We start from the raw sequence: 25,921 nt of genomic DNA, 5'->3' as shown, positions 1-25,921 counted from the left end.
CTAAAGTACCTTGAAGGAATTAAAACATCCATTTGCAGGAGAAGTTTATTTCGTTAAATATAAGTTTCTAAAGTACCTTGAAGGAATTAAAACTCGCAAGACGAAATGAAAGCCATTAAAACAGACAAAAGTTTCTAAAGTACCTTGAAGGAATTAAAACCGTGAGTAATGGTAAGGATTGGGTGGCAGAGATTGTGTTTCTAAAGTACCTTGAAGGAATTAAATATATCTTTCAGTGCGTTTTTACAGTTTAACTTCGAAACGGTTTCCAACTTGAGCACTTTATTTTTAATTGGTTGGCTTTATTTTCGCCTTCGCATCTTTTCCCTTATGCCGTCATTTCCTCCTCGCAAATACGGTGTACCTTTCTGTTTTTATCAATCTTGACCTCTTATCACATTTACCACTTTTCCATATTTGATGGTGTAGTAGTTGTAGCATTATTGGTACTTCCAAAGCTGATATCAGTTCCTCCATACGTAAACGAGCTCCCGACAATAAGCATCAGGAAAAATATGACGGCAATCATGAGCACATAGGGTAGTAGAGCTACAAGAACAGGTTTAATGGCATTCAGCATGGCCTTTGATGCTTTTCTTGCTCCAGATTTGAATGCATTTCCAAGCTTGTTATTTATATCGTTACTTATCTGATCTTCCGAGCCCATAAGCACCCACCGTACTTATTACAAGAACACGCGGGGAAAGCCCACTCCTTTAGGGGTGGGATGATAAGCGTTATTCTTTTCATTCTTCACGCAGGTTGTATTAGTTATATTGCATGTAACTATTATCTATAGTATAATAGCACTATGGATGGCAAGCGTTGGAAACGCTCATCTACGGTGGTGTATAACATTGGTTACCACTTAATTTGGTGCTCAAAGTACAGACGCAAGGTACTCACAGAAGATGTAGCAGCCAGGCTTAAGGAACTTCTACTGGAGAAAGCACAGCAAATTGATGTAGAGATTGCTCAAATGGAAGTTATGCCAGATCATGTGCATCTGTTCGTAAAGACAACGCCGACTAACAGCCCCCACTTCATTGTTAACCAACTAAAAGGCTATACCTCACGCATGCTTAGAGAAGAATTTCCATTCCTCAAAAGTAGGCTTCCATGCCTCTGGACACGTTCATACTACTGTGAGACTGTGGGGCATATATCTGAGCAAACAGTGAAGAGATACATAGAAGAACAGAAAGGGAAATAAACCTGAAGTGATAAGCAAGGCAGAGAAGATAAAAAGTACACTCCAAGAGACCAAGGAAAGACGTAAAACACAAAGAGCAACAGTGTACCAATTGAAGCTGCAGAACTTGTCACAGCATAAAGAGGGCCTTCTAAGTAGAGCCTTCGCAGAAGCAAAGTGGTTGTATAACTGGCTTGTTTCTGACACAGAACGGTTGAGCCTAGCAGTAAACAAGATAGATGCAGTAGATGTAAAAGTTAGTAAGACATTTAAAGAGAGAGTGTTAACTGTTCTAGGCTCACAAGTAAAGCAAGAGATAGCAGACAGGCTAAGAGATAACCTTAGAGCTTTAGGGAAACTAAAGAAGAACGGGCACAAAGTAGGAGCATTAAAACCAAAGAAGTTTATAAACTCCATACCATTGAAGCAATATGGAGTAACGTACAAACTTGACTTTGCACGTAATAGAGTGAGGATACAGAACTTAGGCACGTTTCGTGTATTAGGATTGCAACAGATTCCAGAAAAGGCAGAGATAGCAAACGGCGTGCTGGTGAGGAAGCCTAGTGGGTATTATTTGCATGTAACATGCTACATTCCAAGAGAAGATTCAGTGCGTAAGCATATAGGTGAAGCCGTAGGGATAGACTTTGGAGTGAATAAGAAGCTCACATTATCCAACGGTTTGCAGATAAGGTTTGAGCTACATGAGACAAAGAGGCTGAAGAGACTTCAGAGGGATATATCCAGATGCAAGAACGGATCAAGCAATAGAGAGAAATTAAGGGCAAAGCTAAGAAAAGAATACGAAAAGATAAACAATAGACGCAAGGATGTACAGAACAAGGTATTAGCATACTTGAAGCAGTACAAGGTAGTAGTGTACCAAGACGATTTCATAAAGGGATGGGAAGCATTGTTTGGTAGGCAGATACATGCCTCAGGGATAGGTGGATTGAAGTCAAGGTTGAGGAACAGCCTTGAGACACCTATTGAAGTAGCGAGGTATGAACGTACTACCCAAGAGTGCTTCCAGTGCGGGAAAGTACACAGATTGAGCTTATCAGAGAGGATGATGGAATGCGAGTGTGGATGGGAAAGTGACAGAGACGTAAATGCAGCGTTGGTGATACTAAGGAAGGGGTTAGGCTTGGAGCCTAAGCAAGCCGTAGGGTTGGATCGGCCCGAACTTAAGCCTCTGGAGAGGGAAACCGCTGCACGGATCCTAGGGAGTAATCCCTACATCTGTGTAAGCTTCACTCAGTGAAAGAGGAAGCCCGTGCCTTTAGGCATGGGAGGAGATCACAGGGAATTTCGTAGACTACGCCATAGCTATGGGCTGTTCACTCATATTGATTGGCTGGATTGGCATAACTTTCCTGAAATGACGGTATGTCTAGTAAGCTTCAAAGGTTTTAGTTGGATGATAGACTATGAAAAGATGTTTTCCCTTTGCTTTCCTCTTATCCAATAAACAAAGTTCTTTAGTAGACTTTCCTACTGCTGAATAAGCCTGGTATAGCAAGCAATTTACTAGAAACGTGTCAGGTATCTTCATAACTAACTGTGCTAGCAGCGAACTGTGTTTATCAAGGTTCAATTCGCTGAAAAACCGTTAAACATGTGGAGTTTAGAAGCCTTCTAATGAAAGAGAATTAGCACCTCATAACTTGCTTTCTTTAGCAATGTTATAACCCTCTTCTAAACTGACCATATTCGTAGAATACAAAACGTATGAATCGCGCTTTTTTGCGAATATGCCACTACCACGTACGCGTCATAGTGCTGTGAATCTCGTTCTAGCCTCTAAGGTAGTGACTTTTACAGCAAAATGTTCTCTATTCAAAACCCAAGTGGTAACGTGTCAGTAATATTGCGGATATCTTATGCTGAGAGTATGCATGCAGGTCCGTTGCACTATATATGATGTCTGAAAACATGGCGCTATTGGACTAACAAAGTAAATCGTTTGAGAATATGCCGTCAAGGTGTTGCATAAAAGCGTTATGCACTGGAAGACACAGTCACTATGTATGAGAAAAGATTTAATTTCTGATCCTAAAACGGATTAGTCGATCACACAAACAGGACTGCTCGGCAGTTGTGGTAAATCAGAGAAAATTGCAGAAGCCATGAGGGCAAGAGCCGGTTGGCGAGATGGGTGAGTGATATCTCTGTGCCGAGTACGTCTTGGTGAAAAAGCATTTGTTTTGTCAGCATATTGGGCCATTTAGTTACAAGAATTAGCTCTTCTAAATGTAAGCGTCATTCCGAGAAGTATTAGCACTTCTCCAGCTAAGAATAGGTACCAATTGTAATGAGCGGGGGCATATTGAGAAAACAAGTGCTGCAGATATGGGTCATTGGTAGACGCCCAGGCGCTTATGGGCAAACCTGAACGTTTGATGAGCAACAGATAACTTTCAATAAAAGAGTAGAAAATAACAAAAGCGCCTGCGATCATGAGTAACCAGTCCCATAAGTTAATGTTTACTGTGATGCCTTGCGTTTCCAAGCGAACTGTTATTGCACCGAACATTATCATCGTAAGGGAACATATAATTGGGGCCAACACGGGGCTAACCCATGGCACCGGTACGAAAAACAAAACATCCCACGTAAGAAGAGATGATGGCCAACCCAAGAACACTTTTAAAAACACGTAGTAGAAAATGTCCCATATGCCGAAAATGTAAAGAAAGTATGCGAATCTTTGAACGAATCCCTTTCCTGCGACCAACGACACTGTTACCAACATTACTATTGTCGCTAACTCTCTGAGTGCTTCTATGGAAAGAATTTTTTGATGCGCCGCAATCATGGTGGTTGACATACCTTCTGGATAAAAAATCTGTCTGAGATACACCACCACAGCAGCTTCTAATAAGCCCATTGCCACAGCGAATATGGCAAGTACAATGAGATTTTCGTTTTTCCTAGGGGCCTTTTGCTTTTCCATAGACTTTTCCACTTTTCCTACGTTGTTAAAAAGTATTTTGCCATAGAATAATCGTGAGAGGCTGTATGTGTGGGACTATTTATTGATCCGAGATATTTTGCAAATTCTTGTTAGTTAACTCCTTCGACTTTGTTAAGGAATTCATCATTAAAGAACCTGTAATCAATAAACGTTGACTATATCTATTTGCTATTCTGTGTTTTCTTTAAATGGATTTCTTGTAAAATGCGAATATTCTCAACAGAGTGTCGCATTTTGCAATGATTCTTAATAATGTGGTTCATCCATTCTTCTATCAGCATAGGCAAATAAAGAAGTTTATGCATGATAGGTCCTTTTATTGAGAATAGCTCAAGAGGGTGTGTATTCAAAATCTATAAAAGTAATATTTGTAATAAGTGCGTGAAAACATGTTAGGATTTAACCATTAGTAACATTATTCCTTATATAGGGAGGCATCATATCGATGCAGCAGTATCAAAAGCTTTTTGAGCCAATTAAGATTGGGAATGTTGAAATTAAGAACAAGATTGCCATGGCCCCCATGGGTATCATCGGCTTAAATACAGAGCGATGCGGTTTTTCTAAAAGGGCCCAAGATTATTACGTGGAAAGGGCAAAGGGCGGTACCGGGCTTATTATCACAGGTGTCGCAAAAATCGAGAATGAGATAGAAAAATTTCATCCCGGAAGTATGCTTTGTCCTACAGTAGATCCAGGTCATTTCATCGCAACGGCTGGAGAAATGGTAGAACGTGTGCATGCTTACGATTCTAAGATTTTCCTGCAATTAGGCATAGGTTTTGGCCGTGTGGCCGCTCCTCAGATGCTTGCGTCTGAACCTGTGGCACCATCTGCCATACCTAATTACTGGGATCCAAGAATTACTTGCCGTGAACTCACTACCGCTGAAGTGGAGCGTTTGGTAAAGATGGCTGCTGAATCTGCTGCCATCGCAAAAGCGGCTGGGTTTGATGGTGTGGAAATACATGCTGTGCACGAAGGATATTTGCTTGATCAATTTACCATTGGCATGTTCAACAAGAGAAACGATAAATATGGTGGAGATTTGATGGGTAGGCTTAGACTGCCTATTGAAATAGTGCAGGCAATAAAGCATGTTAATGGAAAAAACTTCCCTGTCGTACTGCGTTTCAGTATTAAGAGTTACATAAAAGACTGGAATCAAGGCGGTCTTGATGGAGAAGAATTTGTAGAAAAAGGGCGAGATACTCAGGAAGGGCTTACCATAGCGCCCATACTTGAAAAAGCTGGCTACGATGGTTTTGATGCCGACGCTGGTTCCTATGATGCGTGGTACTGGGCTCATCCACCTATATATCAAAAACACGGACTCTACCTTCCACTAACAGAGCAGCTTAAACAGGTAGTTCATGTTCCAGTAATTGTAGCTGGAAAGATGGACATACCTGAATTTGCAGAGAAAACCCTCGAAGAAGGTAAAGCTGCAGATATGGTTAGCTTGGGAAGAGGTTTGCTTGCAGACCCCGATTGGGGAAACAAAGTGCTTGAAGGCAGACCACAAGACATACGTCCTTGCATAGGATGCCACGATGGATGTATGGGAAGGGCGTTTTTAGGAAAACCGCTTTCCTGTGCTGTTAACCCCGCATGCGGAAGAGAAGAAGAATATGGCTTCTTCAAAGCTGACGAACCTAAGAACATCATCGTTGTTGGTGGCGGCATAGCAGGCATGGAAGTTGCTCGTGTAGCTACATTACGTGGCCACAAAGTTACACTTTTTGAAAAGACAGATAAACTGGGTGGTCATTTGGTAGAAGGTTCTGTAGACGAGTTCAAGAAAGATAATGCACGTTTGCTGGAATGGTACAGAACGCAAATGCAAGAGCTAAATGTGGATATTAGGTTGAACACTGAAGTTAAGGCAGAAGACATAAAGAATATGAAAGCAGATGCTGTCATTGTTGCTACAGGTTCAATTCCAGCGAAACCGAACATTCCTGGTATTGACAAATCCAACGTTGCTACAGCGACAGAAGTTCTACTTAAGCAAAAACCTGTGGGACAGAACGTCGTTGTAGTTGGTGGCGGATTAGTGGGTTGCGAGACGGCTATCAGCTTAGCAATGGAAGGCAAGAATGTCACTATCGTAGAAATGCTTCCGTCCTTGATGGGTGCAGGACAGCCAGTACCTCACATGAACAAAATTATGGTACTGGATATGCTACGTCGCTATAATGTGAATACCATTCTCAATACCAGTGTTCTTGAAATCAAGGATGGTTCCGTTGAACTTATCGATAAGAATTTCAAGACCAGTTCTCTCTCAACCGATACCGTAGTCCTTTCTGCTGGTATGAAAGCTAACTCTAAACTATTCAAGGATATTGCAAGTGAAGTACCGAACACCTATGCAATAGGTGATGCAAACAGTGCGCGTAATATCATGTATGCAATCTGGGATGCTTACGAAGTAGCAAGAAATATATAAAACGAAACTCTGTTAAGTCTGAGGCTCCCTCAAAGGGAGCCTTTTTTTATCTTCTGCCAACGAGTTTTATATAATGTGTGTTTGCCTTTCGTTTTGATGAAAAAGATATTAATTTCACTTTTGTTAACATGTAATTGTATTTACTTGTTTAGAATGAAAAAGGAACTTGTATAAAAGAGGAGGGCTTCTATTGGAATCTTTGCGTGTAGAGAATTTGAAGAAATACTATGGAAAAACGAAGGCCGTTGACGGTGTGTCATTTTCTTTAAACGATGGAGAAGTGGTCGGCTTACTTGGCCCCAACGGCGCGGGTAAAACTACAACACTTAAGTGCATAGCGGGCCTCTTACGGCAGACAGAAGGCTCTATAACAATTAAGGGAATGGATCACCGAGATGATATTGCTCGTTCCAAATTGTCTTATGTACCAGAAGTTCTCGACATATATGAAGGATTAACTGTATGGGACCATATGAAGTTCATTGCATTAGCTTATGAACTAAGTGATTGGGAAACTAAAGCCTATTCGCTGCTTGAGCGATTCGACTTAACAGAGAAACGTAGCGAACTCGGTCTTAACTTGTCGAAGGGTATGAGGCAGAAAGTCATGATTTGCTGCGGCCTCATGCATGACCCTGATGTATTACTTTTTGACGAACCCTTGGTAGGGTTGGATCCACGAGCAGTTCGTGAACTGAAGGATGTTTTTGTGACGTTGAAAAATGCGGGAAAATCACTTTTGATAAGCACGCACATGCTTGATACAGCTCAAAATTTTTGCGACAGAGTGCTGGTGATGAAGGCTGGAAAACTCATAGCCGAAGGTTCAGTTGACGACTTGAGAAGCAAGATGCGAGCATCTCAAGACAGCACTTTAGAAGACTTGTTCTTGGAGATAACGTCTGATGAGGGCAAATAAGGTTATAAACGATTTTCGAACACTGCTTTTCTTGGACGCTACGAAGTACAAAAACTATGTTATTGATGCTACTAAGCACCCTGTCAAATTCCTTGGCTTAATGATTCAATATGGTTTACAATTCATATGGATTTTGCCTTTACTTCTTATGAATCCCAAAAATAATAACGGTGCATGGTATTTAAGTGTCGATATAGTTGGTGCAGTTGTTATGGCCATATTATTGTTTTTGTTCTTATCAGGGTTAAACAAAGCTTCTGTGAACTATGCTCCGGGTGCCTATTCCATGGCAGATGTGGACTTTTTGTTCCCTTCTCCGCTTAACCAACGGGTTGTTTACGCTTGGTCTATGATCAGGGAATTTGCCAGCTCTGTTTACGCGACTATCTTGGTCGCCATTTATTTACCTTTCGCCGCACGCATGCTACGTTTGCCCATTATGTATGAAAGGCTCGTTTATTCTGTATTGACCGTGATGCTGGTATCTGTGCTCGTATCTGCTATGAACTTTTTTGTTTTTTCTGTGTCTCACCGTTTCGGCATTGGAAAGACGATAAAAACACTTATAAAGTTGTTTACTTTCGTGATCGTTCTTTATATTTTCTGGCATATGTTCAAAGCACAGAGTTTATGGGCAGGTTTGATTCTATCCGTTAACAGTAAACTCTTGGCTTCTATCCCTTTGATAGGTTGGGCGAAGACGCTTATTGTTTCGCCTATTTTATACGAAGTGTCACCATTGCCTCTGTTTTTACTCCTTCTTTGCTCAACGTGCCTCGTCGTTGGTTTATCTATCTATTTTGCCGTCGATTTTTATGAAGAATCTGCTGAATTGGCGCAATGGAGTCAGGCAATAAGAAAAGGTGATATCGGTTCCATACCCAACGAAAATGGAAAGAAGAAAAGCAAAGCAAGAGAACTTGATTTGAACTGGAACCTTAAGGGAGCTTGGGCTTTTACGTGGAGGCAAGCTATCGCTAATAAAAGAAGTAGCCGATTTATCATATTGGGCTGGGATCAATTAGCCCCTTTGCTATTTGGCATAATTGGTGGAGTTTTTATGAGCCACGATTTCGAAAGTGCTGCAGTTATCGTACTTATTTACATGTTTTCCTACGTATCAATGATGGCAAATCTGCCTGTGGGCTTGCAGTACGAATTGCATAAACAATATATTTTTCTTTTGCCAGGCAAACCGCGCCAAAAAATTCTTGCAGTAAACTTATTACTCTCTTTAAAAGCTGTGGTTCGTTCTATTGCCCTGACGCTTCCTTTGTGGATAATATCTGACTTGTCGTTTTTGCAAGGCTTGTCCATATTCCTATTCGTACTATCTGTAGATGTGCTTTCTCTTTTTGGCATGACTATCGTCAACGTGCTTTCTCCTTCTTATGATTCAAAGAACGTGCTTACAACATACCTGCGTTTACTTATATTTGTTATTTCCATACTGCCGGCATTACTTGTAGCAATTCTGTTGTCTATTCTAACCAGAGATTTTCTTTTTGCTTATCTCGGTTTTGCCGTAGGCGCTGTCATAACACTTTTCTTGCAACTTATCTTGGCTGATAAAATCTTTTGGCGCATGGAAATGCCCAAATAATATAGTTTTTAGACCTCTAATGAAAATGTATGCTGTTTAGCATAATATATATTAATTTGTGGTAAAATACGCTCATGGGATGAGGTAATAGTTACAAATGGCTCTAATAATGTAAAACCCAACATCCCCTTAAGGAGGTGACGCACCACCGATGAGAACGGGTCGCGTGTGGAAAAAGATTCTTATAGGAGGTGCGCATTATGGTAAGCAAGGGCAAGAAATTGAAAATCAGTGTGATTCTTATGAATGTAATGGTTATCGCATTGGTCGCAGTCCTTGCGGGAGTTGGTGTTTACTTCTACTTTAGCGACAGAGAAACGAGCATTGGCAATAAGATAACGGCTGGTTCTTTGGACCTAACGAGCGTCATAGACGGAACCTATGCACAACCAGATAACGTCAAGGGCAGTATGGCCAAAAGTGAGCAAGGCGATGGCTTAAACGACAGTGTCGTATTTGATAAGATTGCTCCCGGTGATTCTGGGTCTATAACATGGACACTGAAGAACATTGGCAATATTAGGGGCTTTTTGGCTATTACAGCTACGGTACAGAGTGACACCAACGGCACTACAGAACCTGAAGACGAAGCTATCAGTGAAAACGCCGATACAGATCTTAATCTCGTGGACCTATTGGGCGTTCGTTTAGCCATTACCACGCCAACACAGGCTGCAACATATATATTAGGTGATAGTTATAATTATGTCCCACTCTCACAGTTAGAAGCTAAGCTTGACAGCCAGAAAGATTGGCAACTCGACCCAGACGAGACTTATGTTTACAAACTTGAATGGTCGCTACCCACAGATGTAAAAGCTGCTGGAGAAGATGGAAAGTTCGGAACTGAAGATGATGTACAAATCAATGACAATATCTTGCAAACTGATACATCCACAATTGATATGACGTTCTACCTTGACCAAACTCAGGGGCAAACACACTAACCAGGGTTTAAGTTTAATCTTGCTGTCAGGGGCCTTGGCCCCTGACAGCCACTTGTTTGGTGGGAGGCGCACATGAGAAAGTTAGCTATGTGGTTGACAGGAGCGTTCTTCGTCTTACTCTTGTGTTGTGCGTTCTTTTTGCTCATAGGTCCCCGTTATGGTTGGAGTGTGGACGCCGTTTTATCTGGAAGCATGGAACCTGCATTAGCGGTGGGTTCTATAGAAGTGACTAAACCTCTTCAGACCAATGAAGACATAGAAGTGGGCGATATCGTAACCTTTCGTTCTCCTTCGGATGCAGACGTGGTTATTAGCCATAGAGTAATTGCTATTGCAGACAATGGCTTTATCACGAAGGGCGATGCAAATCGTATACCTGATGAATTTGTTGTACAGAGACAGAATGTATTGGGAAAAGTGGTTTTTCATATTCCTTACCTTGGCTACTTGGTGTGGGCTATGAAGACACCTTTGGGGTTGTTTTTATTACTCATTCCAGCAATCCTCTTAATTGCTTTGTCTGTTATTAATTTGCACGACGTTGAAAAAAACAGTATGGGTCAGCAGTAGCTATGAGGATAAATGCATGTGGTACTTACATAAATTTCTGACAACCTTATTGCTTTGCTCCTTGCTAACTGTATGTGCTAAAGCTGATGTCTCTTATTCGAAAATGGCAAATGATACGGAGATTTCCTATGGAAATGCTGTAGCAGCTTGGACTTCTGACGAGTGGCTGCAAACATTCGAAAGTGATTTTGAAAGAGGAATGGTACAAGATAGTGATATTATTGCCAGTCCGGGAGATATTCTATTAGCTGTAACCACAGATTTTGCGACTGACTCATACGAAAACAGTGACTTTATTGCTCAGGAGGAAAATGTTTCTATCGATGCTAATACGGGCGTGGTAAAACTATCCGATGAACCTATTTCCCTAAGCGTTACTTTACAACCTCCCGATGCGGCCACTTATGTAAACAGTCTTTCTTCTACAAGCAATTATGGTTCTTCGTCTTCCATTTATGTTTCATCTTCAGATAAAGAAACACAAAGAAGTCTCATTGCATTCAATTTGTCTGATTTACCATCAAATGTGCACATCACATCTGCTGTTTTGTCATTGTACGCAAGCTCATCATTTTCTACAGACGAGCCCATTGGAGTGCACAGAATAACATCTGAATGGTCTTCCGATACGGTTACTTGGAGCACTGTTGAAGGAAACTTCGAAGACAATGAAACAGATATGAAAACACTTGTGTGGAATGGTGAACCTCAATGGGAGAACTGGGATGTCACCAGCGATGTTCTAAATTTTGTCTCTGGTGTATATCCCAATTATGGTTGGCTAATAAAAGGCGAAGAGGAATCGGGTGAAGAAGATACATCATGGGAATTCTGTGGGAGTATGTGCTCTACACCAAATTTTGCTCCCATGCTTGTCATATATTATGATAGTGAAAACCAAGCTACTACTGGTACGCTAACTTCTACAGATCTTCTAAAGGGAAAACAGCTTTTAAATATAAAGCAATTCAATTATGAAGCTTCAGTCATTCCATCTGATGCTGCTTTGAGCGTGCAGTTCTCTGTCGATGGAGAAAACTGGTTTGATGCAAATGGCGTAGAGGATGAATGGACACCCTGCTTAGAAGGATCGCAAACAATAGATTTATCTTCACTCAATTTATCAGACTCCTCTTTCTATTACAAAATGCACTTCGACACAAGTAACGGCCAATCTCCGCAACTTGATGAAGTATCTGTGGCATATACGCACTACACGTCCAATGGTGCTTACTATTCACCCGTGTTCGATACTTTCTACAATGGATCACGAACCGATGCCATTTTCTGGGATATCTCACTGCCTGAGGGTACAAATGTTGTTATGGAAATGAAATCTTCCAATGAATTGTTCTTGAAAGATGATAACATTCTTACGTGGACTACTATTGATACGCTCACTGGTTGCAGCAGCAGTTTGCCCGCTGGGAGATACAAACAGTGGCGTGTTATTTTGGTTACTTCAAATATGTCCCAAACGCCAATTGTCCGTGAAGTCAGAGTTTATTACCATTAGAGGCTAATAAACTCTCTTCAGTTTGAGGTGCATTTCTGTGGTCTCATAATTGCTATATAATTCTATACATTAATTGGCTTGAAAAGGGGATGTTACGGTGGCTGCTAATGTGTTAAGGAGGCAACTGGGTTTATGGCCTGCACTGGCCATAGCTGTGGGCACAACCATCGGTTCTGGCATTTTTGTTACCACTTCACAAGTTGCATCTGCTTCAGGTACGCCGTTATTTACCATAATTGCATGGCTCATAGGTGGTCTAATATGCATACCGCAGATGATGGTAACGGCGGAGATGGCCACCGCTTACCCTGAGGATGGAAGTGGTTACGTTTATATAAAACATGCCGGCTTCGAGCCGTTGGCATTCTTGTATGGTTGGGCATTCTTCTGGGCATTGGATCCACCTTCTATTAGCATACTTGCGCTGGCTCTGGTAGACTATGTGGCACTCTTTGTGCCGGCTATAACAGGCTTATGGGCAAAATTATTTGCAGCACTGATTGTCTTGCTTTTGGCTTCCATTCATTACAGAAGTGTAAAAATGGGCGGCTTATTTCAAACGATCATTACCATAGCAAAGGTCTTGCCGTTTGTTTTGGTTATAGGTGCTGGATTTATCTTTATGAAACCAAGCAATCTGAGCAGTACAGGTTTACCAGCAGGGATGACTATTCTTGGTAGCTTGCTTGCGGGTATTTCAGCCACTACGTGGTCTTACACGGGCATGACGAATGTTTGCTACATGAGTGGAGAACTCAAAGAACCACACAAAACATTACCGAGAGCACTTATTGGTTCAGCCATTATTGTTACCGCCATTTATGTTTTAGTTTCTACTGCAGTGCTAGGGCTTATGCCTTTCAGTGAAGTAGTAAAATCCAGCGCTCCCATAGCAGATTGCTTGAAATACATACCGGTGTTTTCTAACTTTGCGTCACTTTTTGTCGATTTAGCTGCCATACTGGTAATTTTGGGCTCTCTGAATTCTTGCATAATGGCTCAGCCAAGACTTGAATACGCTATGGCAAAAGACAACCTGTTTTTCAAACCATTTGCACATGTAAATGCCAAATATGAAACACCGGATGTATCGCTCTTGATGCAGGTAGCGTACGCGATTTTGGTTGTTTTTGCAACCAACCTAATCACTCTTTTAGGCTACCTTACCATTGTTCTTCTTCTGGCCAATGGGTTAGTTTATATGTCCATATATTTTTGTCGCAAGAAAGAAGACTATCATCCAACATATAAATGCCCTGCGTGGCCACTGATGATGGTTATCGCTTTGGCATCTACTTTATGGCTTGCTTGGGCTACATTCAAATGGGCTCCACTCCAAGGAGCCATAGGAGCGCTTATTGTCGTCGCAACAGGCTTGCCTGCATATTACATGTGGAAGAGGGAAAGCGCCATTAAAAGTGTCTAAATCGTTTCAGCTAATAGATGAGCCTATGTTTCTACGATAATTGGATAGGTCCTCTTCGCGGGACCGTCAAATTCGCAGAAATAAACTTGTTGTGCATCTCCCACAATCAATTCTCCATTTTGGAGTGGAATGTGGCAGTGGTTTCCACATAACAAGGATTTTAGATGCCCTGTGGCATTGCCTGCCGTTGAACCATAATCGCGTAGCATCCTTGCATGATGGTAAGGTTTATCTTCAGGTACCAGTTCTGCAAGGAGATTCTCTATGTCTTGTTCTAAACATTCCAAGCTTTCATTCACAGTTATTCCGGTTGTTGTGTGCTTTGTAACTAGCAAGAGGATGTTTGCTTAGAACTCCGAGCAAATTAGATTCAACAAAAATGTACTCAGGCAATGGCAAGGTACATTTTTTTGTTGTTGGCTATATAAGGCCTGTTGCTATTCTTCCAGAGGCTCTTGTTCCAAAAGTTGGTTTATTCGTTTTTCCCGAATGGTTCCTATGTAATAAACAACGAACGATATGGCGGGTACTATGCACCCAATGGTGGCTGTGACAGGATCATTCATGAATGTTTCCACAGCAAGAAATGCGTAAACTGCTGCTGCAAGTATGACGGTAAATGGATATCCCCATACTTTGTAAGGTCTCTCTAAATCTGGAAACTTCTTACGGTAGATTATTACAGCGATTACAGTCAAGAAGTTGTATATCATGCCACAGAAAATGACCAAAGCAGTTAACTGCCCGAGATTCCTTAGGAGGACAAGTGCGCATGAAACAATGGCAGTAGCAATTATCGCCGTAGTAGGAATGCCATTCTTTTGGTTTATTTGAGCGAAATTCCTAAACAAATAACTTTGCTTGCCAATAACGTAGTAACCCCTGGGAAAAGCAACAATCATCCCCTGGAGACATCCGAACATGGCAACGACCATACCGACAATGACTATAGATTCACCAATGCTACCCATGGCCATACGTGCAGCTTCTGTGCCTAAGTAAAAATCGCCGCTGTTTATCATGGATGTTAGCTTAGAGTAAGGCACCATTTTCATAATAGAGAAGTTGAATAATGCATAAAGGATGGTCACAGAAAGTACTCCCAATATTAACGCCCGTGGGATATTTTTGCCAGGGTTCTTCATTTCTTCACCCATACTTCCTAAGTTTGCCCAGCCTTCATAGGCCCACAAAGCAGAGACTGTAGCAAAAGCAATCATGCTCATGATGCTTCCGAAACTGACCGAGCTTTGTGCTGGAACCAGACTTAAGTTGGGTGTTTGCTTACCGAAAACGAACCCTGCAATTAAGATGATCGCTATGGGTACGAGTTTTGCAACAGTGGAAATATCTTCCAAAATGGCGCTCATCTTTACGCCAAGACAATTGTATATAGTCAAACCGATAATGAGAGCTATGGCAATTAGTTTTACTTCAATTGCACTGATTCCAAAGTAAGACACAAACGCACTGGGTATGGCAATAGCCAAGGCGGCTATTGATCCACTTCCACTAAGAAACAACGAAGTAAAATTTGCTGAGAACGCTACAATGGGATGGTAAGCTTCGCTAAGCCATGCTACAGAGCCACCTGCCAATGGTCTCTCCGCTCCTAATTCTGCAAAGCATATGCTACCCAAAAGGGAACATATTCCTCCTATTATCCAGCAAAGAATAGAAAGTCCAGGGCTCATGCCTGTGCGCTGTAAAACATATGCCCCAATATAAAAAACACCAGAACCAACCATGATACCAACTACTAAACTGATACCATCGAATAACCCCATTTCCCTACGAAAGCCCCTTTGTTCAGTTGGTGCATTAGTCATATGCGTAGCCTCCTTTTTCTTATCATATAGTTGTCACAGCATGTATAATCTAAAACTATGGTTAATGCAAAACACTATTCATGTTAAGGGAAACGGATTCTTATCACAATTTATGTATTTCATCATGTATTCCAAGTAATATGTTATTTAGTGAGGTGACAACATGGACAGTATGATTCGGGTTGGCATTATAGGTTGCGGCGGCATCGCGTTTGCCAAGCACATGCCATTTTTATCTCAGACAGATGGTGTGGAAATTGCGGGTTTTTATAATCCCACAGAAGAAAAGGCAAGAAGAGCAAAAAAGGAATTTGGTTCAAAAGATGCCAAAATATACAAAAGCTGGCAGGAGCTTTTGGAAGATCCTTCTATCGATGTGGTGCATGTACTCACCCCTAACAAATTCCATGCTGAGATGTCTATTGCGGCACTGGAAGCAGGTAAACATGTAATGTGCGAGAAACCCATGGCTACGAATGTAGCGGACGCCAAGCGCATGATAGAAGCGGCAAAAATAAGTGGAAAAAAGTTAACTATCGCATTCCAAAACCGATTTAGACCAGAAAACATGATGCTAAAAAACATAGTGGAACGTGGCGATTTGGGGCAAATTTATTTTGCTAAAGCAAGAGCTTTGCGCCGTAGAGGTGTTCCTACGTGGGGTAATTTCCTAAATAAAGATATGCAGGGCGGCGGCGCCCTAATTGACATTGGTAGCCATGCACTGGATTTAACCCTTTGGCTTATGAATAACTATCAAGTAAAGACGGTTACTGGAACTACTTATGGTGTGCTTGCAAAACAGGAAGATGCCGCTAACCCTTGGGGCCCATGGGACCCGGGTAAGTTTGAGGTGGAAGAATCTGCATTCGGCTTTGTGACCATGGCTGACGGCGCTACCGTTGTGGTAGAAAGTAGCTGGGCCCTTAATATTCTTGATGAAGGGGAAGCGCAAACCGTTTTATGTGGAAGCAAAGCAGGTGCAGACAACATGCATGGGCTAAGAATAAATGGAGAAGACATGGGGAGCCTTTACCTAAAGACGGTGGAAACGGATCTTCATGGCGCAGCTTATTATGAAAGTAAGCCTGCAGATCCTGGAGAACTGGAAATTCGCTCGTGGATAGAAGCAATAAAGGACGATAAAGAACCTTTGGTACAACCAGAGCAAGCTTTTGCTGTTACACAGATTATCGATGCCATATATACCTCTGCGCAAACAGGGAAAGCCATATCCTTTTAAGGACAAAGCGTGCCATCCAAAGATGGCACGCTTTTAGAAGCTGTGTGTTTATACGGTTTAAGGTAGGAGGTGTGCCTTATTTGAGCAAGAATACACCCATTTTTTCCGTGCTAACCCAAGCTGTTTGCAAAGAAATACTTCTTAGATTTGCTGTACTGGAAGCCGCTATGCCAAGCTGTTTAGCATATGCAGGGTCTATATAGAACCTACCATTCTTAAGTGTGAACTTTGAGTAATCTATTAAACTTCCATTCAACGATGCAACTTGTGCTTTATTAGACACAAACAATACCTTTGCTTCGGGCTTTTGCAGTGAAACTTTTAGATAAAGCTGAGCCATACCTTGCGTTAGCCTTGGCCCTGCTCTGAAAACCCAGTCATCGTTGAAAGAGACAACTTTGCCTTGCTTTACAGCCTTCAAATCTGACCAGGGTTGGCCTTTGAAGGATGCAGTTTCTCCGCCCATAGATTTCTCTGGATACAAAATATAGTCTGGGTTCAGATTAAGCAGAGATTCTTCTCCCAACGTTGGCCATGGCTGTGAGTAGCTGGCGGTCACAGAAATGAGACCTATTTGGCTTAGCATGTCATTTATAAATGTTCCCTTGCCCACACTCATAGGTGGATCATTCCACATAAGCAAAAGTACGCGTGGGTGTTGACCGCCGAGGGATTTTAGAGCCACTGGCATGAGTCTTATTTGTTCTTCCAATTTTTTTGCCTGTGTCTGTTTTTGGAAAATCATGCCCATGCGATCAATTAATGAAGACACGTCGTTAACGGATTTGGAGTCTGCTATGAACACATTCCAGTACTTCTGCATGATATCGTACGTGTCTTTGCTAAAACTGACAGTGCCAATAATCAAATCAGGTTTCTTCGTGAGCAAAAGCTCAATGTTTGGCTGGGTATAGTCACCCATTACTGGCACATTCTTTACCTCAGGTGGATAATCATCCACGGGTGTGCGCCCCATCAAACTGCTTTGTGCACCCAAAGCATAAATAATTTCTGTGACATTTGGAGCCAAAGAAATAACACGCTTGGGAACACTCGTTAAAGTAATCGTCTTACCTACATCATCTGTTACCTTCACCGCTGCAGACACTGGTGCAGTAAGCATCAACACTGCAAGCGCAAGCGCAATAATGCGCGAAAACCGAGACCTCATGTGATCACCTCCTTTGTCCTCGCAAAAGAGGCTCGGAAGTAGCAGATCAGGCAGGTCTCCCGGCTTCCGGATCAACGCTCGGCCTTGCCTTCCCAGCAGCCTTTTATTGGCAGCCAGTGGCTCACATTCTCTTAGGCTTTGCTCCCCGGTCACGGTTGCGGGACAGCGCCGGTTTCTCACCGAACTTCCCTTTTGGCACATTATTTACAAAATGTGCACCTGACCCGGTACTTAGGAACATTATAGATTATTGAGCAGGGAAGTGCAAACTTAGAGGGCCAAGAATGCGATTAGTGTATGCTTATCGAAAAGGTCGAATGAATTTTATTACTGCAGCGCTTCCGGAGAACTAATCTGTGAGGGACCCTATGCATTTATTGGCATAAAGTATTGCGTTCCTAAAACTGTAAAACGATTGGTCGTAATTAGTGAATAGAAAGGTTTTTAGGAACACAACTATTAAATGAAAGAGGGTAATAGGTGCTTTATAAAAGTTTTGGAGTTTTCTTAAACATGCCTATGCTATCTAAAGAGAGTGTTTTCCTCATAACGTCTGCGTATAGTAGGAAAATATTCACATATTTTTGATATGTTTTTGATGCAACGTGCTAAAATAATTGTGATAAATATTGCATTTGTCAATACATATTAGGTGGCAAGGGGTGTCTATGTACGGAGTTATTTGGGATACGGAAACTAATGGGGTTGTTCTTATACCCGATAAAGATAAAAGTCTAAATGTGAGCCCGCGGCCTGTTTTCTTCGAAGAGCTAGATTTATTGGGCTTTGACAAAAAATGGCGTTATCCCCACACGCAAGAGCCATTGCTATGGCGAGCAGGAAGAAGATACTATTACAAAGGCAAACTTGTTGCAGAAGCCAATGGTGGTGGCATCTATGAAGACCCGACGTTGGAGTTTACCGAAGAAGGAAAACACCTTGTGCTTGAACCTATCAATATTAGTGGCCTTATTGCAGAAAACAGTGATCAATTGTCAGTATTACAAAACGAAGCTATTGATTTTGTAAACCATATTTATAAGAGGTACAAAGACAAAGTTAGTGCGCTTGTAGTTTCATTCAGTGGCGGAAAAGACTCACAAGTCATACTCGATATTGTTTCCAAGGTAATACCGCCTTCTGACTACATGGTCATCTTTACCGACACAACCATGGAAATACCTCCCACTTACGAAACTTTTGAAAAGACGAAGGCATTGTACAAGCCTGCATATCCAGAACTTAAGTTTTACACGGCACGCAATTGGAAGAAAGCAGAAGAAACATGGAAAGAATTTGGTCCTCCTGGCATGATGCTAAGGTGGTGTTGCTCTGTTCACAAGAGTGCCCCAATGATAAGGCTGGTTAGAAACTTAGTAGGTAAAACTGACAATGTAAGGATTGTCGTTTTTGATGGCGTCCGTGAGGAGGAAAGTGCACGGCGAAAAGGCTATTCACGGTTGGCAGAAAACGTTAAGCATTTTACTCAGGTGAATGCCGAAGTCATAAAGTATTGGTCTACAACAGAAGTTTACCTTTACATAATCGCTAAAGGGCTTCCGTTGAACAGTGCCTACCGACGGGGTTTAGATCGCGTTGGGTGTAGTGTTTGCCCATATGGCTCTAATTGGTGGGAATACATTATAGGCCGTACCTATCCTGATTCTCTGGAGAGCTTGATGAATGAAGTAGAAAAGTCAGTCAAGTTGCTTGGGGTCGAAGATGGGCGTGAGTTCAAGAAATACATTTCTGATGGTAATTGGAAAAAGAGAGGCGGAGGCGAGGGCGTAGACACTGGCACCACGAGATTGGACATCGTTCAAGAGAGTTCATCGCATGAGAAGTTTGTTTTATCTAACCCTGGAGAACGTTTTGAAGAGTGGATAAAGGTTTTAGGTCCAGTAAGGCTTGCTAATGAAAACGGTAAAGTAAATGGTGACGTTCTGGCTTCTGGGAGGGCCCTGAATTTTTCTGTTAGCAGTAATGGTGGTGTAAAAACCATTGTGGATGTGACTGGGATTGAAGGGAACAGAATACTCATTGGCAGAATAAACAAGCTGGCTTATAAATCTACTTACTGCGTACATTGTGGTGTGTGCGAAGTGGTGTGTCCCACAGGTGCTCTTTCTGTTATGCCCGCGGTATCAATAAACACCAGCCTTTGCATACATTGTTATAACTGCTTGGATTTTGTAGAAAAAGGGTGCCTTCGGGCAAAATCTGTAGCAACCATGGTTTCTCAAAATGAAGGGGGCAAAGAAATGACCTCATCAACTGGATTTGGACGTTATCTTAGGTTTGGGTTAAGAAGTGACTGGCTTAAAGATTTCTTTGGTAAAGGTGACAAATGGGTTACTGATAACGTTTTAGGACCTAAGCAAGTAGAGGCTATGCTCTCTTGGCTACGGGACGCGGAGCTTATGGACAGTAAGAAAAAAACAGTTACAGTTGTTTACGAGCAACTAAGGAACGTATTCGAAAAAGATGAATTATTGGCTTTTGAGTTAATCTGGGTTAATTTGTTTTACAATTCAGGGCCAGTCTTTTGGTTTTTGACACGCATACCTTGGGGAAAAGCATTTACATCTAACGAACTCAAGCAGATGGTGGAGAGCGAAAGTTTGCCAATAAGCAAGAGGACCATATCAAGTGGTATTGATTCCTTAATGAACACGTTTCAAGAAAATATATATTTAGAAAAAATGGGAGCCATAACCGTGATTAAACGTAACAGAGAAAGAATAGTTGTTAAGACAGGTGCAAACAACGTACACCCACTGGCTTTATTGTATTCGCTCTATCGTTATGCACTTAATAAAGGTTACTATGACTTAACCGTCCACGAACTTTATGATGAAGCTAACAAAACGTATGGTGGCCCCTACGTTATTTTCGGAATTGAGAGACAGAACTTAGAACGCTTACTCCGTGGAATGCAAGAGCAGTATAAGGGTTTAATTAATGTAGACTTGGTAGCCGATCTGGATAATATCCACCTTAACTCTTCAATCAAGAATTCCAATGCTCTATTGGAGGAGTGTAGTGAATTCTAAGAGTAGTTGTGCCTTTGGGAGATATCTAACATTTGGGTTTCATGAGCAATGGATGCTTTCTTTTTTGAATCTTGGTGAAGATTATTTGAGTAATAACAGCTTAGGGCCTAAGCAAAAAGACGCTCTTTACCAGTATCTGGTAGACGCGGGCTTTATTGATAGGAAAAAACAAACCACAGAGCTTTTTCAGACACTTAGGTTGTTAAATGCTTCTGGCCAGCTTTCTTCTTTAGACTTGTGGGGCGTAGTTTGGACGGAATTTTGTCATAACTCTGCGATATTTCTCTGGTGGGCAAATCAGCCCATTGGTGACTATGATAAGGAAACTATTCTGTACCAATTACGCAGCACAGATAAGAGACAAAGAACACTAACAAATATCACCAATTCTTTAATCAGTACTCTGCAATACACCCCTATCGGTAAGGATTTGAAGCAAGGTGAGGTAACTAAGAATGGACGAAACCGCATTGTACATAAGACTGGCCATCCAAGGTTGAGTTTCTTAGTGGCTGTCTATGCAACATATGTTTTTGCCATTAGCCACGACATATTCTCTTTCTCTTTGGAGGATGTAGAACATTATGTTGATTCACCGCAAACCATGTTTTGTATTAATTCGGCAGAACTCGCTGACGCATTGGTAAGCAGTTCAAAACATGGCTTTTTCAAAATCACTTGGGTTAGTAACAAGGTGTTTTTGGATCTGAATAAGGAACTCAACAAGGTAGATGTTATCAGAATGTGCATGCCACTAGGGGGTGTGTAGAAGTGAAGTATTCGGAAATTCTGGGCCTTTACGATTACTTCAAGCCGGCTTATGACTTGACAGAAGAAACTCAAAACAGTTGGAAACAATTCATTCCTGTAAGTTCCTTTATGGAGCTTTTAAAAGCATTTTTGACGGCTTTGGAGTCAAATGACCCCAAAGAAAAAATGTCTATTTGGCTGCAGGGCAAATATGGGGTAGGGAAAAGCCATGCCACGAGTGTGCTCAAGCATTTGCTCTGGGATCCTTGGGAAGATGTCGCGGATTTTGTAGAGCAACTGGGAAAAGTGGATGTACAGGTTCAGAAGAAGTTAGAAAACTATAGACTGAAGAATAGGGTATTTCCGGTTGTTTTGAAAGGTAGTAGTTCTATTAACGATGGGCGTTCGTTTAACTTAGCGTTAGAAAATGCAGTAAGAGTGGCTTTTCAGCAGGAAGGCTTGGATGTCATACTAAAAACAGATTTTGAAATTTATAAAAACCATATTTTGGACGAAGAAAAATATGGCCATAACTGGGATTCTTTCTTAGAAGATAAACCGGAACTCAAAGCAATGGTTGGTAACAGAGATGGCTTATTAACGGCTCTCGATCAAGGCAATGTGGAAGTATTTAAATCATTTCAACAAGCTTTGAATGTTATGTTGGCTACTGATGAAATAGACAAGTGGTTGACAGAGGTTGTCAAGATTTTGAAGGATAAAAACATAGCTAATGCTGTGGCTATCTACTGGGATGAGTTTACGTCTGTTCTAGATATACAAAAAAGAGCTCCAGAAATACTCACGTCACTGCAAAACATTGCAGAAAGGACATTTTCATCTGATATCTATTTGTTTATTGTGAGCCACAGAAATACTACAGAACTTATAAGCACGGAAGATGAGAGAAAAGTATTGGATAGGTTTATTACAAAGACTTATAAGATGGAAGAACTTACTACATACGACATCATATCTCACGCAATCAAGAAAACCAATCAAGAGCAGTGGGAAACCCTAAGAGACCAGAGTTTGAAAAATTTTTCACTTTCTAGCTTGATATTTAGATTGAGCACCAGTGGTGGTTCAGACCTGAAAAAAATGGTAACTGATGTTTTTCCCATACATCCCTATACTGCATTTTTGTCAGCTAAGTTAGCAGATTTTGTGGGTTCTTCTGAAAGAACTATATTTAGTTTTCTATATGATGAAGAAGCTGGTTTCAAAGGCTTTATTCAAAAGTATCCGCAGCAGATAAATGGTGAAACTGAATACTTCCTTACGGCTGATGCACTTTGGGATTTCTTTGTTCAGGAATTCGAGAATTACGATGACGATAAAATAAAGTCAGTTATAGGAAAATTCAATTTATGTAAAGACAATCTCAATGAAAAAGGGCCTGCTTACAGTGCCGTATTTCGGGTCATTTTGCTCTTGAATGCGTTGTTATCAATAGTGGAAACCACGGTAAACGGTGAATCAAATCTGCTTCTACCAACAGAAGATAATATTAAAGCCGCTTTTGCCGGTACTGCTTATGAAAACTATGTAGAGGAAGTTTTAGCCTATATACTTGAACAGAAGATATTAGATCTAACGCCAGATGGCCTGTATGAAGTGGTTTTTAGCAATTTGCCTGAGGGAGAAGTAAGGGAAAAGGAAGTAGAACTTAGTTCGAAATATGAGGATATAGCGAAAGCGATTAGGGAATATCCAGATATTGCTGAAGAGCTAACCAAAGCTGTAGAAACCAACGTAATCAGAGAGATGGAAGTAAAGATTTACGGAGCTAATATGCATAGTTACGATGTTAAAAGAGCTCTGAAGCAAGATTTCCAAAAACCTTACACGTTAAAGGTTGCCTTGTTTATCGGCAAAAATGATGAAGAAATTAAAAATATGGAAGTAGTTATAAATGAAGTTTTAAATGATTCCGATGATTCTAATCCGCATAAAGTAGCACTTTTGCTTGCTCGTAATTCCATGGGCAGTAAGGAATTCGATCGGTTTATTAACTATAAGGCACGATCATGTGTTGCCAAAGAGCATGGTTACCAATCTGCATCAGAAAATGATAAATGGGAACGGATAATTGTAGAAAAATTCGAGGACACAATAACAAAAGGAATGGCAACAGTCTATTTAAACAAGGACAGGAAAGACATAACCATTGGCTCTTTATCAGGAGTCCTTAATGATTTTAGTAAGGACGTATTTGAGTTCGGCTTGGAACATATAAAGGCTCTTACCGAAAATAAAAACATTTGGGAGAAGAAAAGAGCTGAAAAAGTAGCACAGATTTTTATTTCGTCACAAAACTTAGAGGACCTTATTTCAAGAACCAAGGTAAATGCGAGATATACGGCCATAATGCAAATGTTTGTAAGCGGTAATAATTACATTGTCGACAAAGACCTTAGGTTAGGAAAAGATTATTTAGAAGACGATCATCCGGTTATTAAGATATGCAAAGAAGTAGAACGTACTTTGGGCGAAGTAAAGAGTTCAACTTTCAACTTGGGCAGTATTCTACGATTTTTGGCTTCAGAACCGTATGGCCTTTATCCTAATGAAGTAAGCACAGCCGTTCTAGCCTTTGCATTGCGGCCGTTCATGGAGAAGTTATATCAAGCCAACACTGGGATAAAAATAACACCAGATTTAATGGCCGGCAAACTAACCAAGATTTTGTATTCCTTTGATAATGATGCTGTTAGCCCTGATGATTTACAGGTTAGGCTTGGTTCTGAGGAAGAAGGTTTATTAATCAAACTTTTGTCTCGGCTATTCGGATCTGGAGAAAATATTGACTTGGCCAAAGCCAGGTGGAGCGTTAGGAACTGGTTTACCGAAAAAGCGAAAGTACCAGTTTGGATTCTGGAATATGTAGAAGACATAAGAATACTCGATCAGAAAATTGATAAAACATCGGATTCAATAGCAAAAGTGATGGATATATTGGTAAATTCTGTTGATAGGGAACTAAGGCAAGATACCATTTCAAAAGTTTATAAGTTATTCGCTAAAGTAGAGCCTGTGCTGAAGAAAGCACTGGACATCGAAAAGTTAAACCAAACTTTTGAAAAATGGCTAATGGAGCAAAAAGATGCTGCATCAATAAGCAAAGAAGATCTCTCAGCTGTAAAGAGTTTTCTTGAAATGAATATGCAAGAAGAAGTTGCGCTTTGGAAAGAGGATAAGGTAAAGAGACAACTAGAAAAATGGGAGCAAAGTAAAGAAGCGTCTGAGAGGGAGAAACAGCTTGCGAAAATTCTAAGCAAAATATTCCGGCTAAATGAGCAGCCGTCCAGTATTTCAGAAACTTTAGTCGAAGTACGAAAGAAGTTAAATGAAGAAATAGGCTTCCCTATATGGCTTTTCCAGTATTTCTACAGCGATCCAGAGCTACAGCAAGTTGTAAAATCGCTAAATGATTTAGTAACTACTGAAGCTTCTCCTGACCTTTTCGACTATGGGAAATATGTAAATTTGCTAAGTGGTAATGAAGATGTATTAGCTGGTAACTTTACTCCAACAGTAGGAATGAAATCGCTAAGCATTTGGATCGGGCAGTCTGGCTGCGACGCAGTTCTGAAACCTGAACAGAGATTAGATAAAGTGGTTGACGTGGAGCCATGGCGGATAAGGGAGAATGATCTTGCTGATGCGCTGAAGTTACAGGGTTTTATTCAAACTGTGGCTAATCTTTTTGAAATTGGTCCAACTGAGAACATAGATAGCTTAAAAAGTGGTATTTATGAGTGGTTGGAGTCGACGGGGTATCCGTACTGGTTCTTCGTAGAAAGTGCTACAAACCAACAAGTGAAGGACATTCTTTCGGATGTATTCGATATCGTCAGAGTTGGCTGGTCTAAACCTGACGCCGAAATGTTGAAAAACTTGACAAAACGCATAAAAGATTCAGAGGTGTGGTTAAAAGCAGCATTAAACCCGGAAAATGGAGTTTCTGTTTTGAGAAACATTTTGGCAGATCGGTTTGACACTGCAGATATGAGCGATGACAATTTGCAGCAAATGTTAAGAGAGATGCGGCAACGCATGAAGGATTTTGATTTTTACTGGGATAAAGACCGGTTTATCAATGAGCTGAACAGCAGAGTCTCAACGTTAGTTGGTGAAAGGAGAAAGCAAAAAATAAGGGAAACTATAGAAGATGGTGTGGTCGATGCAAGAGCAATCATTCTTAATTTGATAGATGATCACCCGCAGATGTATGAATGGCTTGTTGAACTAGGCTTGGGTGATTAGT

Annotated in this window: 18 protein-coding genes and 1 riboswitch; of the genes, 13 read left to right on the top strand and 5 right to left on the bottom strand. The window is 41.1% G+C overall.

What is annotated here, in order from left to right; all coding sequences use genetic code 11:
* Positions 1 to 400 precede the first annotated feature (400 nt).
* Entirely contained in the window at positions 401 to 667 is a 267-nt protein-coding gene (locus tag D890_RS0106665; protein WP_018963743.1) for a hypothetical protein, read from the bottom strand.
* A 144-nt stretch (positions 668 to 811) separates the two neighbouring features.
* On the opposite strand from D890_RS0106665, the gene tnpA reads away from it, so the two are divergent.
* Together tnpA and D890_RS0106655 are read left to right on the top strand one after the other, a co-directional pair.
* Positions 812 to 1,213 carry an IS200/IS605 family transposase gene (gene tnpA, locus D890_RS0106660; protein WP_026291343.1) on the top strand — a complete coding sequence of 134 codons (402 nt, stop codon included), beginning with the start codon at positions 812 to 814 and terminating at the stop codon, positions 1,211 to 1,213.
* A gap of 10 nt (positions 1,214 to 1,223) precedes the next feature.
* Positions 1,224 to 2,459, top strand: a complete 1,236-nt coding sequence (locus D890_RS0106655; protein ID WP_026291342.1) for an RNA-guided endonuclease InsQ/TnpB family protein — start codon at positions 1,224 to 1,226, stop codon at positions 2,457 to 2,459.
* A 963-nt stretch (positions 2,460 to 3,422) separates the two neighbouring features.
* On the opposite strand, the gene D890_RS0106645 is transcribed toward D890_RS0106655, so the two are convergent.
* Entirely contained in the window at positions 3,423 to 4,151 is a 729-nt protein-coding gene (locus D890_RS0106645; protein WP_018963739.1) for a hypothetical protein, read from the bottom strand.
* Between the two features lie 466 nt (positions 4,152 to 4,617).
* Between D890_RS0106645 and D890_RS0106635 the strand changes: the two genes are divergently transcribed.
* The 7 genes from D890_RS0106635 to D890_RS0106605 all read left to right on the top strand — a co-directional run bounded on the left by D890_RS0106635 (position 4,618) and on the right by D890_RS0106605 (position 13,605).
* Positions 4,618 to 6,624, top strand: coding sequence for an oxidoreductase (locus tag D890_RS0106635; RefSeq protein ID WP_018963737.1), 2,007 nt, complete (start codon positions 4,618 to 4,620; stop codon positions 6,622 to 6,624).
* A 190-nt stretch (positions 6,625 to 6,814) separates the two neighbouring features.
* Positions 6,815 to 7,543 (top strand): ABC transporter ATP-binding protein, encoded by a 729-nt coding sequence (locus D890_RS0106630; protein ID WP_018963736.1) that lies wholly within the window; start codon positions 6,815 to 6,817, stop codon positions 7,541 to 7,543.
* A complete protein-coding gene (locus D890_RS0106625) occupies positions 7,530 to 9,146 on the top strand; it encodes a putative ABC exporter domain-containing protein (protein WP_018963735.1) in 1,617 nt (538 codons plus the stop codon). Before D890_RS0106630 ends, D890_RS0106625 begins: the two co-directional genes overlap by 14 nt.
* A 200-nt stretch (positions 9,147 to 9,346) precedes the next feature.
* On the top strand, positions 9,347 to 10,093 hold the full coding sequence (locus D890_RS0106620; RefSeq protein WP_018963734.1) for a M73 family metallopeptidase: 747 nt from the start codon (positions 9,347 to 9,349) through the stop codon (positions 10,091 to 10,093).
* Between the two features lie 72 nt (positions 10,094 to 10,165).
* Positions 10,166 to 10,663, top strand: coding sequence for a signal peptidase I (locus D890_RS07685; protein ID WP_018963733.1), 498 nt, complete (start codon positions 10,166 to 10,168; stop codon positions 10,661 to 10,663).
* A 103-nt stretch (positions 10,664 to 10,766) separates the two neighbouring features.
* On the top strand, positions 10,767 to 12,179 hold the full coding sequence (locus D890_RS0106610; protein ID WP_169333497.1) for a DNRLRE domain-containing protein: 1,413 nt from the start codon (positions 10,767 to 10,769) through the stop codon (positions 12,177 to 12,179).
* 97 nt (positions 12,180 to 12,276) lie between these two features.
* Positions 12,277 to 13,605 carry an amino acid permease gene (locus D890_RS0106605; RefSeq protein WP_018963731.1) on the top strand — a complete coding sequence of 443 codons (1,329 nt, stop codon included), beginning with the start codon at positions 12,277 to 12,279 and terminating at the stop codon, positions 13,603 to 13,605.
* A gap of 23 nt (positions 13,606 to 13,628) precedes the next feature.
* On the opposite strand, the gene D890_RS07680 is transcribed toward D890_RS0106605, so the two are convergent.
* The gene (locus D890_RS07680; RefSeq protein ID WP_018963730.1) at positions 13,629 to 13,940 is read right to left on the bottom strand and encodes a secondary thiamine-phosphate synthase enzyme YjbQ; all 312 of its coding nucleotides are present in this window, start codon (positions 13,938 to 13,940) and stop codon (positions 13,629 to 13,631) included.
* A 102-nt stretch (positions 13,941 to 14,042) separates the two neighbouring features.
* The gene (locus tag D890_RS0106595) at positions 14,043 to 15,434 is read right to left on the bottom strand and encodes an APC family permease (protein ID WP_018963729.1); all 1,392 of its coding nucleotides are present in this window, start codon (positions 15,432 to 15,434) and stop codon (positions 14,043 to 14,045) included.
* Between the two features lie 163 nt (positions 15,435 to 15,597).
* Here D890_RS0106595 and D890_RS0106590 point away from each other — a divergent pair, with 163 nt between their 5' ends.
* Positions 15,598 to 16,677: a Gfo/Idh/MocA family protein gene (locus D890_RS0106590; RefSeq protein ID WP_018963728.1), complete on the top strand. Its 1,080-nt coding sequence runs from the start codon at positions 15,598 to 15,600 to the stop codon at positions 16,675 to 16,677.
* A gap of 76 nt (positions 16,678 to 16,753) precedes the next feature.
* Here D890_RS0106590 and D890_RS0106585 read toward each other — a convergent pair whose 3' ends face one another.
* A complete protein-coding gene (locus D890_RS0106585) occupies positions 16,754 to 17,848 on the bottom strand; it encodes an ABC transporter substrate-binding protein (protein WP_018963727.1) in 1,095 nt (364 codons plus the stop codon).
* Positions 17,849 to 17,880: 32 nt separating this feature from the next.
* Positions 17,881 to 18,086: riboswitch (cobalamin riboswitch) on the bottom strand.
* 430 nt (positions 18,087 to 18,516) lie between these two features.
* Between D890_RS0106585 and D890_RS0106580 the strand changes: the two genes are divergently transcribed.
* Genes D890_RS0106580 through D890_RS0106570 form a run of 3 tightly spaced genes read left to right on the top strand, consistent with a single transcriptional unit; the run spans position 18,517 to position 25,920 of the window.
* Complete coding sequence (locus D890_RS0106580; RefSeq protein WP_018963726.1) at positions 18,517 to 20,901, top strand: phosphoadenosine phosphosulfate reductase domain-containing protein; 2,385 nt, start codon at positions 18,517 to 18,519, stop codon at positions 20,899 to 20,901.
* Positions 20,891 to 21,670, top strand: a complete 780-nt coding sequence (locus D890_RS0106575; protein ID WP_018963725.1) for a hypothetical protein — start codon at positions 20,891 to 20,893, stop codon at positions 21,668 to 21,670. Before D890_RS0106580 ends, D890_RS0106575 begins: the two co-directional genes overlap by 11 nt.
* A gap of 2 nt (positions 21,671 to 21,672) precedes the next feature.
* A complete protein-coding gene (locus D890_RS0106570; RefSeq protein ID WP_018963724.1) occupies positions 21,673 to 25,920 on the top strand; it encodes a hypothetical protein in 4,248 nt (1,415 codons plus the stop codon).
* Position 25,921 lies beyond the last annotated feature (1 nt).

It is taken from the genome of Coprothermobacter platensis DSM 11748 (assembly GCF_000378005.1).
GTDB lineage: Bacteria > Coprothermobacterota > Coprothermobacteria > Coprothermobacterales > Coprothermobacteraceae > Coprothermobacter > Coprothermobacter platensis.
This window is presented reverse-complemented; position numbering and strand designations above follow the sequence as displayed.